Source organism: Mycobacterium sp. NS-7484, from assembly GCF_001953975.1.
Classification (GTDB): Bacteria; Actinomycetota; Actinomycetes; order Mycobacteriales; family Mycobacteriaceae; genus Mycobacterium.
Genome location: NZ_MBEJ01000069.1, coordinates 82,916 through 100,151, shown reverse-complemented (window position 1 = coordinate 100,151; position 17,236 = coordinate 82,916). Strand labels below are relative to the sequence as shown.

At 68.9% G+C, this 17,236-nt stretch carries 8 protein-coding genes; all 8 read left to right on the top strand.

Annotated features, from left to right (window positions below; genetic code table 11):
- The first annotated feature begins 21 nt into the window (after window positions 1-21).
- The 8 genes from A5733_RS12740 to A5733_RS12705 are packed head-to-tail and all read left to right on the top strand — an operon-like array spanning window position 22 to window position 17,225.
- The gene (locus A5733_RS12740) at window positions 22-762 is read left to right on the top strand and encodes an AMP-binding protein (protein WP_076240363.1); all 741 of its coding nucleotides are present in this window, start codon (window positions 22-24) and stop codon (window positions 760-762) included.
- Window positions 759-1,505 (top strand): thioesterase II family protein, encoded by a 747-nt coding sequence (locus A5733_RS12735; protein WP_076240362.1) that lies wholly within the window; start codon window positions 759-761, stop codon window positions 1,503-1,505. Before A5733_RS12740 ends, A5733_RS12735 begins: the two co-directional genes overlap by 4 nt.
- A complete protein-coding gene (locus A5733_RS12730) occupies window positions 1,495-2,838 on the top strand; it encodes a polyketide synthase (protein WP_076240361.1) in 1,344 nt (447 codons plus the stop codon). The genes A5733_RS12735 and A5733_RS12730 overlap by 11 nt, the downstream gene beginning before the upstream one ends.
- The gene (gene mbtD / locus A5733_RS12725; protein ID WP_076240360.1) at window positions 2,835-5,840 is read left to right on the top strand and encodes a mycobactin polyketide synthase MbtD; all 3,006 of its coding nucleotides are present in this window, start codon (window positions 2,835-2,837) and stop codon (window positions 5,838-5,840) included. The genes A5733_RS12730 and mbtD overlap by 4 nt, the downstream gene beginning before the upstream one ends.
- A gap of 1 nt (window position 5,841) precedes the next feature.
- Window positions 5,842-11,313 (top strand): non-ribosomal peptide synthetase, encoded by a 5,472-nt coding sequence (locus tag A5733_RS12720; protein ID WP_142253973.1) that lies wholly within the window; start codon window positions 5,842-5,844, stop codon window positions 11,311-11,313.
- A complete protein-coding gene (locus A5733_RS12715; protein WP_076240358.1) occupies window positions 11,310-15,737 on the top strand; it encodes a non-ribosomal peptide synthetase in 4,428 nt (1,475 codons plus the stop codon). Before A5733_RS12720 ends, A5733_RS12715 begins: the two co-directional genes overlap by 4 nt.
- Window positions 15,734-17,035 carry an NADPH-dependent L-lysine N(6)-monooxygenase MbtG gene (gene mbtG, locus A5733_RS12710; protein ID WP_076240357.1) on the top strand — a complete coding sequence of 434 codons (1,302 nt, stop codon included), beginning with the start codon at window positions 15,734-15,736 and terminating at the stop codon, window positions 17,033-17,035. Before A5733_RS12715 ends, mbtG begins: the two co-directional genes overlap by 4 nt.
- A complete protein-coding gene (locus A5733_RS12705; protein WP_067773799.1) occupies window positions 17,013-17,225 on the top strand; it encodes an MbtH family protein in 213 nt (70 codons plus the stop codon). The genes mbtG and A5733_RS12705 overlap by 23 nt, the downstream gene beginning before the upstream one ends.
- The last annotated feature ends 11 nt before the right edge of the window (window positions 17,226-17,236 follow it).

Here is a 17,236-nt window from a genome sequence, read left to right as displayed (position 1 = left end):
ACGACTACAGAGATCACGCACGTGGGACCGGTCGAACCGCTGCACCAGGGGTTTTTCGCCCACGCGCAGGCCGCTCCCGACGACGTGGCGGTGTACGGGCCGACGACGCGTCTGAGCTACGGACAACTGCGTGAGCAGGCGCTCGCGGTGTCAGGCGCCCTCGCGGTGGCCGGGGTGCGTCCCGGTGACCGGGTGGCCGTGATCGGCTCTGCCGGCTTCTGCGCCGACATCGACACGGTGATCGCGACGCTCGGAATCCTGGCCGCCGGTGGGGTATGCGTACCGGTCGACGTTCTCGAGCCGGCCGAGCGGGTGTTGGAGCGCGCCGGTGTCCGGATGGCGCTGTTCACCGGTGACGGGCCGCCGAACTGGCTGCCCGCGCTCACCGTCTCGGAAGCGTTGCGGATCGGTGCGTATGGGTGCGACGTCTCCCCGTTGAGTTCGTCCCCGGACGATGCCGCCTTCCTGACGTCCGTCGACACGGCGGCCGACGCTCCGATGACCCATGCCGCCGCTCGCGCGGCCGTCGCCGAACTCATCGGCACGCTCGGTGTCACCGGCGATGACCGCATCGGAGCCTTTTCGCCGTCCGAGGTCGCGGATCCGCTCCTGATGGTGATGGTGGCGCTGACCGCCGGGGCGGGCATCGTCGTCGCCGGAGACGTGCCGCGCCGCGATCTCGAGCCGCGGAGCAACGGCTTCGTGCGCGCGGCGCGGCGTCGGGATGCGGTGGCCGCGCTCGACACCGCCGTGCCATCGTGACCGGGCCGGATACCCAGATCACCGTCAAGCCCTGGGTGAAGCGCTACCCGGGGGCCGAAAGTTCAACAGCCACACTGGTATTCCCGCACGCCGGGGGAGCGGCACTGGCCTACCGCGGATTCGGGATGGCGCTGGCCGCCGCTGGGTCCGACGCCTACGTCATGCAGTACCCGCAACGCGGCGACCGGTTGACCCATCCGGCGCCGCCGACGGTCCCCGAACTCGCCAAGGACCTCTTCGACGCCGGTGACTGGGCCGGTATCGGGTCACTGCGGCTGTTCGGGCACTGCATGGGTGCAGTGGTGGCCTTCGAGTTCGCCCGCATCGCCGAACGCCGCGGTGTGGCGATCGACGCCGTGTGGGTCTCGGCCAGCGAGGCGCCGTCGGCGGTGGCGGCCGCGCCCGCACTCCCGATGGCCGAATCCGAGATTCTTGCCGAGATGGTCGATCTCGGCGGTACCGACGAGGCACTGCTCGCCGACGAGGATTTCGTCGAGTTGCTGCTGATGGCGGTGCGGGCCGACTACGCGGCGTTCAACCGCTACGCCTGCGCCGAGGATGTGACCATCGCCGCGGATATCTACGCCCTGGGCGGGGACCGCGACCACCGCATCAGCGAGGACATGTTGCGACGCTGGGAAACCCACACCACGGGCGCCTACACCTGCTCGATGTTCGACGGCGGCCATTTCTATCTCAACTCCCAGCTCGAGGACGTGGCGGAGCTGGTCAATGAGCTCTAGCGGGCAGAGACCCGTCGACATCGCCGATCCGGTGGTGATCGTGGGGATGTCGCTGGAGGCTCCCGGCGGGATCGACACGGCCGACGGCTACTGGGCGTTGTTGGCCGAACAGCGTGAGGCGTTGAGCCGGTTCCCCACCGATCGCGGCTGGCCGGTGCGCGAGCTGCTCCAGGGATCACGTCGCGACGGGTTCAAACGCATCCATGATCTCGGTGGGTTCCTTTCCAGCGCAGCGACATTCGACCCGGCATTCTTCGGCATCTCGCCGCGCGAAGCCGTCGCGATGGATCCGCAGCAACGCATCGGTCTACGCCTGGCCTGGCGTGCCCTGGAGAACAGCGGCATCAACCCCGACGATCTGGCCGGACACGACGTCGGCTGCTACGTCGGGGCATCGGGTTTGGAGTACGGCCCGCCGCTGTCGGAGTTCTCGCACCACAGCGGTCATCTCATCACCGGCACCTCCCTCGGGGTGATCTCCGGCCGTATCGCCTACACCCTGGATTTGTGCGGTCCGGCGCTGACCGTCGACACCTCCTGCTCGTCGGCGTTGACCGCATTCCACACCGCGGTCGGCGCGGTGCGGGCGGGGGACTGCGACATGGCGCTGACCGGCGGCGTGTGCGTGATGGGCAGCCCCGGCTACTTCGTCGAGTTCTCCAAGCAACACGCACTCTCCGACGACGGGCACTGCCGTCCCTACAGCGCCCATGCCAGCGGGACGGTGTGGGCCGAGGGTGCGGCGATGTTCGTGCTGCAACGCAGATCCGCAGCGCTGCGGGACGGCCGACGTATCCGGGCCGAGATCCGCGCCACCGCGGTGAACCAGGACGGACGGACCACCGGGCTCACCGCCCCCAGCGGCAGCGCTCAGCAGCGGTTGTTCGCCAAGGCGATCGAGCAGGCCGGGGTACGCCCGGAGGACGTCGGGATGATCGAGGGCCACGGCACCGGCACCAGGCTCGGAGACCGTACCGAATTGCGTTCGCTGGCACAGACTTACGGAGCCACGGCACCCGGCACGGGTGCGCTGTTGGGCTCGGTGAAATCGAACGTGGGGCACGCACAGGCCGCCGCCGGCGGGCTCGGCCTGGCCAAGGTGATCCTGGCCGCTGAGCGCGCTGCCATCCCGGCCACCCTGCACGTCGATGAGGTCAGTCGCGAGATCGACTGGGATGCTCAAGGTTTGCGGCTGGCCACCAAGCTGACCCACTGGCCCGCGGTCGACGGCCGGCGCATCGCTGCAGTCTCGGCCTTCGGTATGAGCGGGACGAATGCCCACGCGATCGTCTCGGTTCCCGACACCGCCGATGTCCCCGAGGCCGCCGCATGAGTGAAGCCCGCGAGCGAATCGCCTTTCCCGACACCCGCACTCCTGTTCTGCTCAGTGCGCACACCGAGGATCTTCTCGGTACCGACGCCGCGGCGATCCTGCGTTATCTGGACACCCGTCCGGACGTGAGCCCAGTCGACGTTGCCGCCACGACGCTGTCGACGCGGCGCCTGCGCCGGCACCGGGCCATGATCCGGGCTGCCGACCGCGACGAGCTGGCATCGGGTCTCGGGGCGCTGGCCGAGGGCGCCGAGCATCCGCTCGTGACCCGGGCGCCGGGCGGTCCGACGGCACCGGGCGCGAGTGCGCGCATTGCCTTCGTGTTCCCGGGCCAGGGCAGCCAGTGGCCCTCGATGGGGGTGCAGGCCTATGACCGGCTGCCCATCTACCGGGCCGAGGTGGACAAGTGCGCCGCCGAGTTCGATGCCGCCGGCGCCGCCTCTCCGCTGGATTACCTTCTGGCCGACCAGAATTCGGATTTGGTCACCAACGATTTCTCCCAGGTGCAGATCCAGGGCGCCCAGTTCGTCCACGGTGTGGCGCTGGCCGCGGTCTGGCGTTCCTGCGGGGTGCTACCGGATATCACGGTCGGACACAGTCTGGGTGAGATCGGGGCCGCCTATGTGGCGGGCATGATCACGCTGCCCGAGGCGGTCGCCGTGGTGATCGCCCGCGCCACCGTGCTCGATCGATTGACCGGCCCCTACCGGGTCGCGGTACTCGGCATCACAGTTGACGAGGCGTCGAAAGTGGTTGCCGAGACACCCGGTTGGCTCGAGCTCTCGGTGGTGAACTCCCGCTCGTCGGTCGCCGTGTCGGGGGAGACCGACGCGGTCGCCGCGGCGGTGGCGACCGTCACCGGTCGCGGATCCTTTGCCAAGGAAATCGAGATGTGGTTCCCGGCGCACACCACCGCGCTGGACACCGCCCGCGACGAGCTCGAATCGATGCTGCCCGCAGGGCAGTTCGACGAGTCTGCGGTGCAATTCATCGGCTCGGCCACCGCCGACGTGGTCGAGGCGGGTACCGGTTTCGCCGACTACTGGTACACCAACCTGCGCAGCACCGTGCGCTTCGACCGGGCCGTCGAGACGGCGGCGCGCCGCGGAGCCCGGATATTCGTGGAACTCTCGGCGCACCCGGCGCTGTTGTTCGCGATGGGCGACCTGCTCGACGAGGCCGAAATCACCGGTGGTCCGGTCCTGATGGTGGGATCGGGGCGGCGGGACGAGCCCATCACCGACCGCCTGAGCACCAACATCGTCACCGTGGCGATGGCCGATCCCGGCTACCGCTGGGACGACCTCCCGAATCACGGTGACCGATCTCTGCGCGACTTTCCGTTCGCCCCGATGCGTGCCGAACACCTCTGGGCCACACCGCAACCACTGCCGGCCGTAGCCGGGCTGACGGTGGCGGTGGAGCACTGGGAGCAGTGGCCGATGCGTACCGTGCCGGGACATCGCCGTGTCGCGGTGCTCGACCTGGCCGGCGATCAGGGGCCGGCGACGGCGTTGAGCCGTGCGCTCGACGAAAACACCCAGACCACGATCGTCTCGCCGGCCGAGGCCGATCTGCTGATCGTGGTGGCGCCGGTGTCGGATCACGTCGACGCGTCCCGCGCAGCGGAAGCCTTGAGCCGGCGGGTCGAGGACGGGTTGCTCGGCTACACCGGCGCGGTGAGTGCCGGAACCCGCGACGTGTGGCTGGTCACCGTCGGTGCTGAGCAGGGGAGTGCTGCGGAGCAGTCGCGTCCCGAGGCTGCCGCACTGGCCGCGATGCACCGCAGCCTCGGCTACGAACATCCGGACCAGACCTTCCGGCGCCTCGACCTGCCCGCGATGCCACTCGACCCGGCCGCCGGCGCATTGGCAGTCACCGCGATGCTGACCGACGAAGACGACATCGCGTTGCGGGACAACGGTTCCGGATACACGATGTGGCGACGGGGGATGCGTGACGACACCACCGAGGCGCGGTCGTGGGACGCCGAGTCGGGAATCTTCGACGAGGTGGTCATCACCGGCGGAGCCGGGGCGGTGGGATTGCACTACGCCCGCCACCTGGCCGCCCACGGCGCCCGGCGGATCGTGCTGCTCAGCCGCAGTGGGCTCGACGACGATCAGATAGCCGCACTGGCCGGACTCGGAGCCGAGATCGTCGCGCCGCACTGCGATCTCACCGATCCGGAACAGATCGCCGCGACGGTCGCGCAGTCGGCGATCGGCCCGGCGTCGCTGGTGATCCACACAGCCGCAACTGCGACGATTGCCCCCGGCAGTGAGCTGACCGGGGCGAGCGTGCGGGATACGTTCGCGGCCAAGGTCAACGGACTGGCCAACCTCACCGAGGTCTGGCCGATGCGCCCCGATGCCCGTATCGTGTTGTGCTCCTCGGTGTCCGGCCTGTGGGGCGGATACGGCCACGCCGCGTACTCGGCGGCCAATCGGCTGCTGGACGCGCTCGCCGGGCAACTTCGCGCCGCCGGAAGTCGGTGCACCGCAGTGCGTTGGGGGCTGTGGCCGGGGGACGGAATCATCGATTCCGGTGAGGTCAGCCGGGTCGAGCGGTCCGGGCTGCGGGCCATGGCGCCGGACCTGGCGGTGGAGGCCGGGTTGCGGGATTACCCGGCCGATCCGCTGGTGTTCAGCGCCGACGCCGACCGGTTGCGCACCTTCCTCGGGAGAACTGCCGAGCCAACGGTTTCGGTGACCGTCGAGGAGGCGGCGGCAGATGACACCGCCGAGACCGCCGACGCCACCGGTGCCATGCGGAACGCGCTGGCAGCGGTGCTCAAGCTCACCGACACCACCGGCCTCGACCTGGAGGCGTCGTTGCTGGATCTCGGTGTCGACTCGCTGTTGGCAATCGACCTACGTAAGAAGCTCAAAAAGGCCACCGGCCGATCAGTGCCGCTGGCCACCATCCTCGGTGGCGCCACCGCCACCGAACTGATCGAGCAGATGGAAAGACCTGAAAAGGAAGCATTTTCGCGTGACTGACATGGTTAGTGCCGATACCAGCGCGGACAGGATCGCCGCCCGCACCTCCGACGCGCGTCTGGAGCTGATGCGGCGGCGGCTTGCCGAGCGGGGTCTGGCCTCGGCGTCCGGATCCGGGCCCGAAGCCGACAACGGCGGTACACCGGTCGATCCCACCGTGCTCTCCGACGGGCAGCGGCGGATGTGGTTCGTGCAGGGGCTCGACCCGAGCGGGGTGCTGCTCAACATCTGCCTGTCCTACCGGCTCAACGGGGTGATCGACGCCGAGCGCCTGCACAGCGCACTGAACGCGGTCGCGGCCAGGCACCCGATCCTGCGCACCACCTACCACGCCGACGAGAACGGCGAACCGACGGCGACCGTGAACGACGACCTGACCCCGGGTTGGGCGATCCACGATCTCTCCGACAAATCCGAGCGGGCCCGCAAGCTGCGCCTCGAGGTGCTGGCGCAGCGGGAATTCGGTACGGCCTTCGATCTGGGCAGTGATTCCCCGCTGCGGATCACGCTGATCAAGACCGGGCCGTCAGAGCACGCGATGTTGCTGGTCGCCCACCACATCGCCTGGGACGACGGCTCCTGGCGGGTGTTCTTCACCGACCTCACCCGGGCCTACTCCGGAGCCGAGTTGCCCGAGACGCCGCGCGTGACGGCCACCGCCGCGGCCAACACCGATGACGATCTGGCGTACTGGCGCGAGGTACTGGCCGATCCGCCCGAGCCGCTGGAGTTGCCCGGCCCCGCGGGCTCGGTGGTACCCACCGGCTTCCGATCCCAGCGCAGCACCGTGCGGTTGTCCGCCGACACCGTTCAGCGCGTGTCGGCGTTGGCTCGCGACACCGGGTCCACGCCCTACATGGTGCTGCTGGCTGCCTTCGGTGCCCTGGTCTACCGCTACACCCACACCGGCGATTTCCTGATCGCCACGCCGGTGCTCAACCGCGACACCGACGAGACCATCGGCTATTACGGCAACACCGTCGCGATGCGGCTTCGTCCCCGGGGCGCCGAAGGTTTCCGCGATCTGGTGAGTGCCACCCGGGACACCGCAATCGGTGCCTTCGCGCATCAGCGCGTCAACCTCGATCGGGTGGTGGCCGAGCTCAACCCGGACCGGCGTCACGGCGCCGAGCGGATGACCCGGGTGAGCTTCGGATTCCGCGAATCCGACGGCGGCGGATTCGCCCCAGACGGCGTGGTGTCCGAGCGGGCGGACCTGCGCGGCAACCACACCCAGCTGCCGTTGGGTTTCATGGTCGAACTCGACGGCGACGGTGCGGTGGTCGAGGCCGAGCACCTCACCGAGGTGGTCGATGCCGACCTGGCCGCACAGATGTTGCGCCACTTCGTGGTGCTGCTGGACAGTGCCCTCGCCGAGCCCGAGCGGCCGCTGTCGCGGCTGGAGTTGTTCACCGCCGAGGACGCCGAGTGGCTGCACGCGATGTCCACCGGCGAGCAGTTCGACACCCCGGCGACGACACTGACCGCGCTGTTCTCCGAGCAGGCCGCGCGCACACCGGATTCCATTGCGGTGGTCTACGAGGGGCGCCACTACACCTACCGCGAGATCAACGAGTCGGCGAACCGTGTGGCGCATTGGCTGATCGAGCAGGGCATCGGCACCGAGGACCGGGTGGCGGTACTGCTGGAAAAGTCCCCGGAGCTGGTCATCACCGCACTGGGCATCGTCAAGGCGGGCGCGGTGTACCTGCCGGTCGATCCGACCTACCCCGAAGATCGGCTCACCTACATCCTCTCCGACTCGGACCCGAAAATCGTTCTGCGCGAGCCGGTTACCGGGCTGGAAAGCTACCCGGCCACCGACCCCACCGACGCCGATCGGGTGCGGCCGCTGTACCCGGACAGCACCGCCTACCTGATCTACACGTCAGGCTCGACCGGCCTGCCCAAGGGCGTGCCGGTACCGCACCGTCCGATCGCCGAGTACTTCGTCTGGTTCGGCGGGGATTACCAGGTGACCGAGGATGAACGGTTGCTGCAGGTGGCTTCGCAGAGCTTCGACGTGTCGATCGGTGAGATCTTCGGCATGCTGTCCGCCGGTGCGCGCCTGGTGATCCCGAAGCCCGGTGGTCTGGCCGACATCGGATACCTCACCGACCTACTGCGCAACGAGGGCATCACCTCGATGCACTTCGTTCCGTCGCTGCTCGGCCTGTTCCTGTCGCTGCCGGGCGTCAACGAATGGCGCACCCTGCAGCGGGTTCCGATCGGTGGCGAGGCGCTGCCGGGCGAGATCGCCGACAAGTTCCGCGCCACCTTCGACTCGCTGCTGCACAACTTCTACGGCCCCACCGAAACCGTGCTGAACTGCACGCGATACAAGGTGGAGAGCAAGCAGGGTGCTCGGATCGTGCCGATCGGCAAGCCGAAGATCAACACCACGATCCACCTGCTCGACGACGCGTTGCAACCCGTCCCGGTCGGCGTGATCGGCGAGATCTACATCGGCGGAACCCATGTCGCACACGGGTACCACGACCGCCCGAGGTTGACCGCCGAACGGTTCGTCGCCGACCCGTTCAATCCTGGTGGACGGATGTACCGCTCGGGTGACCTGGCCCGGCGCAACGCCGACGGGGACATCGAGTTCGTCGGCCGGGCCGACGAACAGGTCAAGATCCGCGGCTTCCGCATCGAGCTCGGTGAGGTGTCTGCGGCCATCTCCGTCGATCCGTCGGTCGGCCAGGCCGTCGTGGTCGTCAGCGATCTGCCGTCGCTGGGCAAGAGCCTGGTCGCCTACATCACGCCGGCCGCTGATGCCGAGCGGGTCGAGATCGAGCGCATCCGGGCCCGGGTCACCGCCGCACTGCCCGAGTACATGATCCCGGCCGCGTTCGTCGAGCTGCCCGAGATCCCGATCACCGCACACGGCAAGATCGACCGCCGGGCCCTTCCGGAGCCGCAGATACAGTCGGCCACCGAGTTCCGCGCTCCGGAGACCGAAACCGAGCACGAGATCGTGGCGCTGTTCGGCGAACTGCTCGAGCGCGACGGCGTCGGCGCCGACGATTCGTTCTTCGACCTCGGCGGCCATTCACTGCTGGCCACCAAACTGGTTGCCGCAGTGCGGGCCCGCTGTGGTGTCGAACTCGGGGTGGCCGATGTCTTCGAGCACGCCACCGTGGCGGGCCTGGCCGCCCGGGTCGACGAGCTGCGCGCCTCGGGAGTCGCCGGGGGCTGGCCTGCCATCGTCGCCACCGCGCACGAAGGTCCGTCGCAGATGTCGGCCGCCCAGCACCGGCAGTGGTTCCAGTTCCGCATCGACGGCCCCAACCCCGTCAACAACGTGCCCTTCGCGGCACGGCTGACCGGACCGTGTGACGTCGACGCGCTGGCGGCCGCGGTCAGCGATGTGGTGGCCCGACACGAGATCCTGCGTACCACCTACCGCGAAATCGACGGTGTGCCTTACCAAATCGTCCACCCGGCCGCTCCGGTGGCCGTGCGTCGTGCCGACGGTGAGGGCGAGGAATGGGTGCAGCGCGAACTCGAGGCCGAACGACGGCACTGCTTCGACCTGGAGCACGAGTGGCCGGTGCGGGCGGCCATGCTGTCCACCCGCGAGTCGCATGTGCTCTCGTTGATCGTGCACCACATCGCTGCCGACCATTGGTCGGGCACGGTGCTGTTCACCGATCTGTTGACCGCCTACCACGCCCGCCGGGCCGGCCACGCTCCGGAGTGGGCGCCGCTGCCGGTGCAGTACGCCGACTTCGCCTCGTGGCAGGCCGAGCTGTTCGCGAGTGCCGACGAGACCATCGAGGGCCAACGGGCGTATTGGAGCGAACAACTGGCCGGTCTGTCAGGCGACAGCGACGCCGAAAACGGGCTGCAGCCCGACTTCCCGAGGCCGCCGGCCCCCACCGGCGAAGGCGCGGCGTTCGACTTCACCATCGACGGCGTAACCCGCGCCAAACTCATCGAACTGACCCGCGAGCTCGGGGTCACCGAGTTCATGTTGCTGCAGGCCGCTGTGGCGCTCGCCCTGCACAAAGCCGGACAGGGCACCGACATCGCGCTGGGCACCCCGGTCGCCGGGCGCACCGCACCGGAACTCGACGCGTTGATCGGGTTCTTCATCAACATCGTGGTGTTGCGCAACGATCTGTCCGGCAACCCGACGCTGCGCGAGGTGCTGCGCCGGTCCAGGGACATGGCACTGTCGGCCTATCAGCATCAGGACCTGCCGTTCGACCGGGTGGTCGATGCGGTCAGCCCGGTGCGGTCCCTGGCACGCAACCCGTTGTTCGGCGTGGTGGTGCACGTGCGTGAGGACGTGCCGGCCGACCAGCTCATCGACTCCAGCGCAGAAGGTGAAACCCGGTTCACCGCACTGGTTCCCACCTTCGAGGTGGCGCACGCCGACCTATCGCTGAACTTCTTCGCCGAAACCGGATCCGACTCCGGGTACAAGGGCACCGTCATCTACCGCACCGAGCTCTACGAACCTGCCACCGCGCAGCGGTTTGTCGGTTGGTTGCAGCGCATCGTCGCGGCGTTCGCCACCGACGCCGATCAGTCGCTGCGCGACATCGCGATCATCGACGCAGCCGAACGTGAACTGCTGCTGCAGGATTGGAGCCGCAAGGCGGTGCCACCGGCCGGTCTGCCGCAGACCCGCGATGCCGACCGCGTCTACGTGCTCGACGAGTGGTGCGGTCCGGTGGCCATCGGCGTCACCGGGGAGGTCTGTTACGCCGGCGGTGCCGTCGACGAGGCTGCCCGCACAGCCGACGGGATCGCCGCGGAACGATTCGTGCCCAATCCGTTCGGGGACGGGGTGCTCTACCGCACCGGTGACCGGGCCCGCTGGACGGCCGACGGTCGGCTCGAGCCGGTCACTGCGGGGGAGCCGCGCCTGCAGGCCGCGCTGGAAGCCCTTGACGGGGTGGTGGCCGCCACGACCCGCTACTGGGAGACCCGGGGCGCCGCGACGCTGGCCGGCTACCTCGTGCTGGAGCCGACGGTGGCCGACGCCGAGAGTGTCCTCGAGGGTGCGCGCGCCGCACTGCCCGAGGAGTTCGCCGGCGCTGTGCTCACTGTCGTCGCCGACCTGCACACCGCGTCGCTGACCCGTCCGCGGGCCACCGCATCGGGACCGGCGGAGCCGCCGGCCACTGCGACCGAGCAGACCCTGGCACACATGTTGGTGGATCTGCTCGGGGTCACCGACGTGGGCCGGTATGACGACTTCTTCACCCTCGGCGGCGATAGCATCCTGGCGGTCCAACTCGCGGCGCGGGCTCGCGACGCCGGTGTCGCGATGACGGCGCGGATGGTGTTCGAACACCCCGTGCTGGCCGAGCTCGCGGCCGCAATCGACGCGAAGCCGACCGAGGACAGCGCTGGTGATGACGTGCACCATGCCCCGATGTCCGCATCCGGCCTGTCCCCGGACGAACTGGCCGCGCTGACCGCGGGATGGGGCCAGGACCAAGGGATCTCGACATGACCACGACCGGAGCGCCGCCGGGCGTCGAGGACGTCCTGGCGCTGAGCCCGCTGCAACAGGGGCTGTACTCATTGGCCGGGCTGACCGAAGGTGATGACGGTGCCGACCCGTATGTCATCGCGATGGCCGCCGACGTCGAGGGTGCAGTGGACGTCGAGTTGTTGCGGTCCTGTGCCGAGGCGATGCTGGTGCGCCATCCGAACCTGCGAGCCAGCTTCTTCCAGGGCAATCTGAGCCGTCCGGTGGCCGTGGTGCCCTCGGTTGTCGACCTGCCGTGGCACCACGTCCAGGCCGACGACGAGCAGGCGCTACGGCTGGAAGCCGAGGAACGCGCCCGGCGTTTCGACCTGGGCCGTGGACCGTTGATCCGGTTCCTGCTGATCGAGAAGCCGGATCTGCGTTGGCGTCTGGTGATCGTGGCTCATCACATCGCGATCGACGGATGGTCGTTGCCGGTATTCGTCGGTGAGTTGCTCGCGCTCTACGGGGCCCAAGGTGACGTGGCGGCACTGCCTGTCGCGGTGCGTCCATATCGCGACTACATCGGCTGGCTGGCCGGCCGTGACCAGCAGGCCAGCCGGGCCCGCTGGCAGGCGCATCTGTCCGGCCTGACCGCACCCACGTTGCTCTCGCCGGTGCTGTCCGGCCGGGAAACGCAACCGGGCCTGCCCGCCCGCACCGAGGTGACCCTCGACGAGCAGCAGTCCGCCGCGATCTTCGAGACGGCCCGGAGCCAGGGTGTCACCGTCAACACGCTGTTCCAGATGGCCTGGGCGGCAATCCTTTCGGTCTTCACCGATCGCACCGACGTGGTGTACGGGGTCACGGTGTCGGGACGCCCGGACGAGCTGGCCGGGGTGGAGTCGATGGTCGGCCTGTTCATCAACACCGTGCCATTGCGGGTCCGGCTCGACCCGGCCGCCTCCGTCGCGAGCCAGTGTTTGGCCCTGCAACGCGAGGCCGCCGAGTTGCGTGACCACAGTTACCTCAGCCACACCGAGCTGCGTTCGCTCGGCGGTATCGGCGAGCTCTACGACACGCTGCTGGTGTACGAGAACTTCCCGCCCGGCGGGCTGGTCGGCAGTGACGAGTTCGAGCTCGGCGGGGCGGTGCTGCGGCCCTCGGCCCTGGAGAGCCTGTCGCATTTCCCGGTCACCATCGCCGCGCATCCCACCCATGGCCGGCTCACGGTGTTGGTCGAAATCCTCGACGGGGCACTGGGAATGCTCGACCCGCACAGTCTGGGCCTGCGGGTGCTGACGGTTGTGCGGCGACTGTTGGACAACTGGCACCGCCCGCTGCGCGAGGTCTCGTCGTTGCTCGATGACGAGCCGCAACCGGTCGGGCCACCCACGCAGGCCCGGTCGGACGGTGGTTTTCACACTGCGTTCAGTCGGGTCGCGGCAACCCGGCTCGGTTCGGTGGCATTGAGCTGGGAGACCGGGGAACTCAGCTACCGCGAACTCGATGATGCCTCGGATCAGCTGGCCGCAGAGCTGAGCCGCCGTGGTGTCACGGACGAGACCCCGGTGCCGATCCGGTTGCGTCGCGGGCCCGACTATGTGGTGGCGATGCTCGCGGTGCTCAAGTCCGGCGGGCTGATCGTTCCGCTGGATCCGGCCATGCCCGAGGAGCGGGTGGCCGAGATCGTCCGTCAGATCAGTGCGGACCAATCGTCGCCGGTGCTCATCGATGACGCGCTGTTGGCGGCCGTCAACGCCGACTCGGACTCCGAATCCGAGACCGACTACCGGCCCGCACCGGTGTATCCCGGCCAAGGCGCCTACATCGTGTTCACCTCAGGTACGACCGGAAAGCCCAAGGGCGTCATCGGAACCCATCAGGCACTGCTGGCCTACGCCGCCGACCACGCCCGTCAGGTACTACAGCCGGCGGCCAAACGGCTCGGCCGGCCGCTGCGGGTGGCGCACGCCTGGTCGTTCACGTTCGATGCGGCGTGGCAACCGTTGGCGGCCCTGCTCGACGGGCACACCGTGCACATCATCGGGGATGCGGTGCAGCGCGATGCCGAGGCCCTGGTGGACACCATCGGACGTTTCGCGATCGACATGATCGACACCACGCCGTCGATGTTCGCCTCGCTGCGGGCAGCCGGACTGCTCACCCGGGTGCCGCTGGCCGTGCTGGCCCTGGGTGGTGAGGCCATCGACACCGCCACCTGGCAGGGGATTCAGGACGAGTGCGAGCGCACCTGGATGTCGGCACACAACTGCTACGGCCCGACCGAGACCACGGTCGAAGCGCTGGTGGCGGCGATCGCCGAGTACGGCCAGCCGTGTATCGGGCGCCCCACGGACTCCACCTCGGCCTACGTGCTCGACGGATGGCTGCGCCCGGTTCCCGACGGTGTGTACGGCGAATTGTATTTGGCCGGAGGCCAATTGACCCGCGGCTACCTGGGCCGGGCGGGGGAGACCGCGCGGCGGTTCGTCGCCGACCCGTTCACGCCGGGAGCGCGCATGTACCGCACCGGTGACGTGGTCCGCCGCAATCCAGAATCGGGCGCCATCGAATTTCTGGGCCGCAGCGACGATCAGGTCAAGATCCGTGGTTTCCGGGTGGAACCCGGGGAAGTGGCCGCCACACTGCACACCCATCCCGGGGTGCGGCACGCCCACGTCGCCGTGCGGCAGCATCGCAGCGGCCCGCGACTCATCGCCTACGTGGTGTCGGATACGCCGGTGGCCGAATTGCGCCGAATGCTCAGCGCCACGCTGCCAAGGCATCTGGTACCGCATCACATCGTCATGGTGGACGAGATCCCGCTGACCACCAACGGGAAGGTCGACGACGCAACCCTGGCGGCAATCAGCGTCGGCGGCGCGACAGAGGGTGCCGAGCGCCCGGCCACCGAAACCGAACGAGTGCTCGCCGAGGTGCTGGCCGAGATGCTGGGCACGTCGCAGGAATCCGACCTGGACGTCACCGCGGACTTCCTCGACCTGGGGTTGGACAGCATCGTGGCGCTGTCGGTGGTCCAGGCGGTGCGCCGGCGTGGCCTGCCATTGCGGGCCCGGCTGATGCTGGACTGTGCTTCCGTGCGCGAACTCGCGGCCGCGATGGATGCCGATGCGGCCGTCGTCGACCGAGCCGACGCCGCCGCATCCGGAACCGGCCCGATTCCGTTGCTGCCCAACGGCCGCTGGCTCTACCAGTACGGCGACCCGCGGCGGATCGCGCAGACCGAGGTGTTCCGGCTGCCCGCCGGCATCACCCGGGCACACCTGGAAGCCTTGCTACAGAACGTGATCGACGGACATGAGGTCCTGCGCTCGCGGTTGGACCGTGACACTCTGACGCTCGTCGCACACAGCCCCGGCGAGGTGTTGTCCGAGGCGAGCGGCTCCGGTGATCTCGACGCCGCGGTGGCCGAGCAGGCCGAGCTCTCCGTGCAACGCATGAACCCCGAGGCCGGGACGATGCTCGACGCGGCCTGGCTGCACCACCCGGAAACCGACGGTGGTCTGCTGATCCTGACCGCGCACGTGCTGGCCCTCGATCCGGCGTCGTGGCGGATCGTGGTCGGTGAGCTGGAGAACGCCTGGCATGCACTGGCGGCCGGACGGTCTCCGGTCCCGGTGCGTGAACACACCTCGCTGCGGCAGTGGTCCCAACTGCTGACGGCCCGCGCGGCCGAACTCGATACGTGCGACTTCTGGGAGCGCCAGTTCGACGGGGCCGATCCGGACATCGGTGCCCGACGGGTCGACCCGACCGTCGACCGGATGGCCGATGTGACGATCACGATGGCCGTCGCCGATCCCGACGTGACCGGCCGGTTGTTGACCGGTGACGTGCCGGTCACCGAGGTGCTGGCCGCGGCAACCGCCCGCGCCGTGACAGATTGGCGTCGGCACTGCGGCCGGCCGACCCCGGCGCCGCTGTTGGCGCTGGAGACGCACGGCAGGGTGGATGCGGTGGTCTCCGAGGGCGATGAGGTGGATACCGGTGACACCGCCGGGTTGCTCAGCATGATCTACCCATTGCGTCTGACTGCCGACGACGCCCGCGGGGTGGCCGCCCAGGTGGCCGCCATCCCCGGCGACCCCGTCGATTACGGACTGTTGCGGTACCTGCGCGAGGACACCGCCGAGCGGCTCGGCGCCCATCGTGATCCACAGGTGCTGCTCAACTATCTGGGCCGTATCGAACTCGACGCCGCCGACCACGCCCTGGTGCAGGACCGGTCCCTGCAACGCGGGGTGACGCCGGTGCCGGAACCGAATGTCGCTGTGCGCCATGAACTCACGATCATGGCAGCGGTGATCGATCGCGACGGTTCGGCGGTGCTGGGCACCCAGTGGCGGACCCTGCCCGACATTTTGTCCGCCGACGACGTCGCCACCATGCAGGCGATGTGGCTGGACGCGTTGCGAGAGGTGTTGCAAGAGGTGAGTTCATGAGTGCCCCGTCGGCCCCGAGGCTGGCCGTCATCGGTGCCGGACCCAAGGCGATCGCGGTGGCCGCCAAGGCTGCCGAACTACGGGCGATGGGGGTGCCCGCGCCGGAGGTCGTCGTCGTCGAACGGGCCGGGGTGGCCGCCAACTGGCAGGCCGTCGGCGGCTGGACCGACGGTAATCACCGGCTCGGTACCGGCCCCGAGAAGGACGTCGGTTTCCCGTACCGGTCGTCGCTGGTGCCGCGGCGCAACGCCGAACTCGACGAGCGGATGACTCGGCACAGCTGGCAGGCCTACCTGATCGCCACCGGCGGATTCGCCGAATGGGTGGACCGCGGCCGGCCCGCACCCACCCACCGGCGCTGGAGCCAGTACCTGCGCTGGGTGGCCGAAGACATCGGGATGCGCGTCATTTCCGGTGAAGTGGAACGTATTTCGGTCGGTGGTGACGCCCAGCGCTGGGTGCTGCACACCGCCGAGGACACCGTCGACGCCGACGGGTTGATGATCACCGGGCCCGGTCAGGCTGAACGCTCGGTGTTGCCCGGCAACCCACGGGTCATGTCGATCGCCCAGTTCTGGCATCAGGCCGGCAAGCACGAGCTGATCACCGCCGAGCGGGTGGCGGTGATCGGTGGTGGTGAGACCGCCGCCTCGATGCTCAACGAGCTGTTTCGCCACCGGGTTTCGACGATCACGGTGATCTCCCCGACGGTCACCCTGTTCACCCGCGGCGAGGGATTCTTCGAGAACACGTTGTTCTCCGATCCGACCGGATGGACCGGGCTGACGCTGGCCGAGCGCCGGGATGCCCTGGCCCGCACCGATCGTGGCGTGTTCTCGGCGCGGGTGCAGGACGCCTTGCTGGCCGATGACCGAATCCGTCACCTGCGCGGCCGCGTTGCCCATGCAGTGGCTCGCGACGAGCGGATCCGGTTGACGCTGTCGACCAACACCGGTGGTGAAGCGGTCGAGACCGTGCACGGCTTCGACCTGGTGATCGACGGGTCCGGCGCCGACGCCTTGTGGTTCGCCCCGTTGTTCAGCCAGGACGCCCTGGACCTGCTCGAGTTGGGGCTCGGCGGACCGCTGACCGGTGACACGCTGCAAGAGCACATCGGCCACGACCTGGCCCTGACCGACGTCTACCCCAAGTTGTTCCTGCCCGGGCTGGCCGGGCTGACCCAGGGGCCGGGCTTCCCGAACCTCAGTTGCCTCGGCCTGTTGTCCGACCGGGTACTGGGGGCGAACCTGGCCCACCCCTCGACGAGGAGTCTTGATGAGTTCCAATCCGTTCGATGATGAGGACGGCACGTTCTACGTGCTGGTCAACGACGAGGACCAGCACAGCCTGTGGCCGGCGTTCGCCGATGTGCCGGCCGGGTGGCGGGTGGTGTTCCGGGAGGCCAGCCGCACGGAGTGCCTCAGCTACGTCGAAGAGCATTGGGCCGACTTGCGCCCGCGCAGCCTGCGCGAGGCGATGAGCAACTGACGACCTCGCCC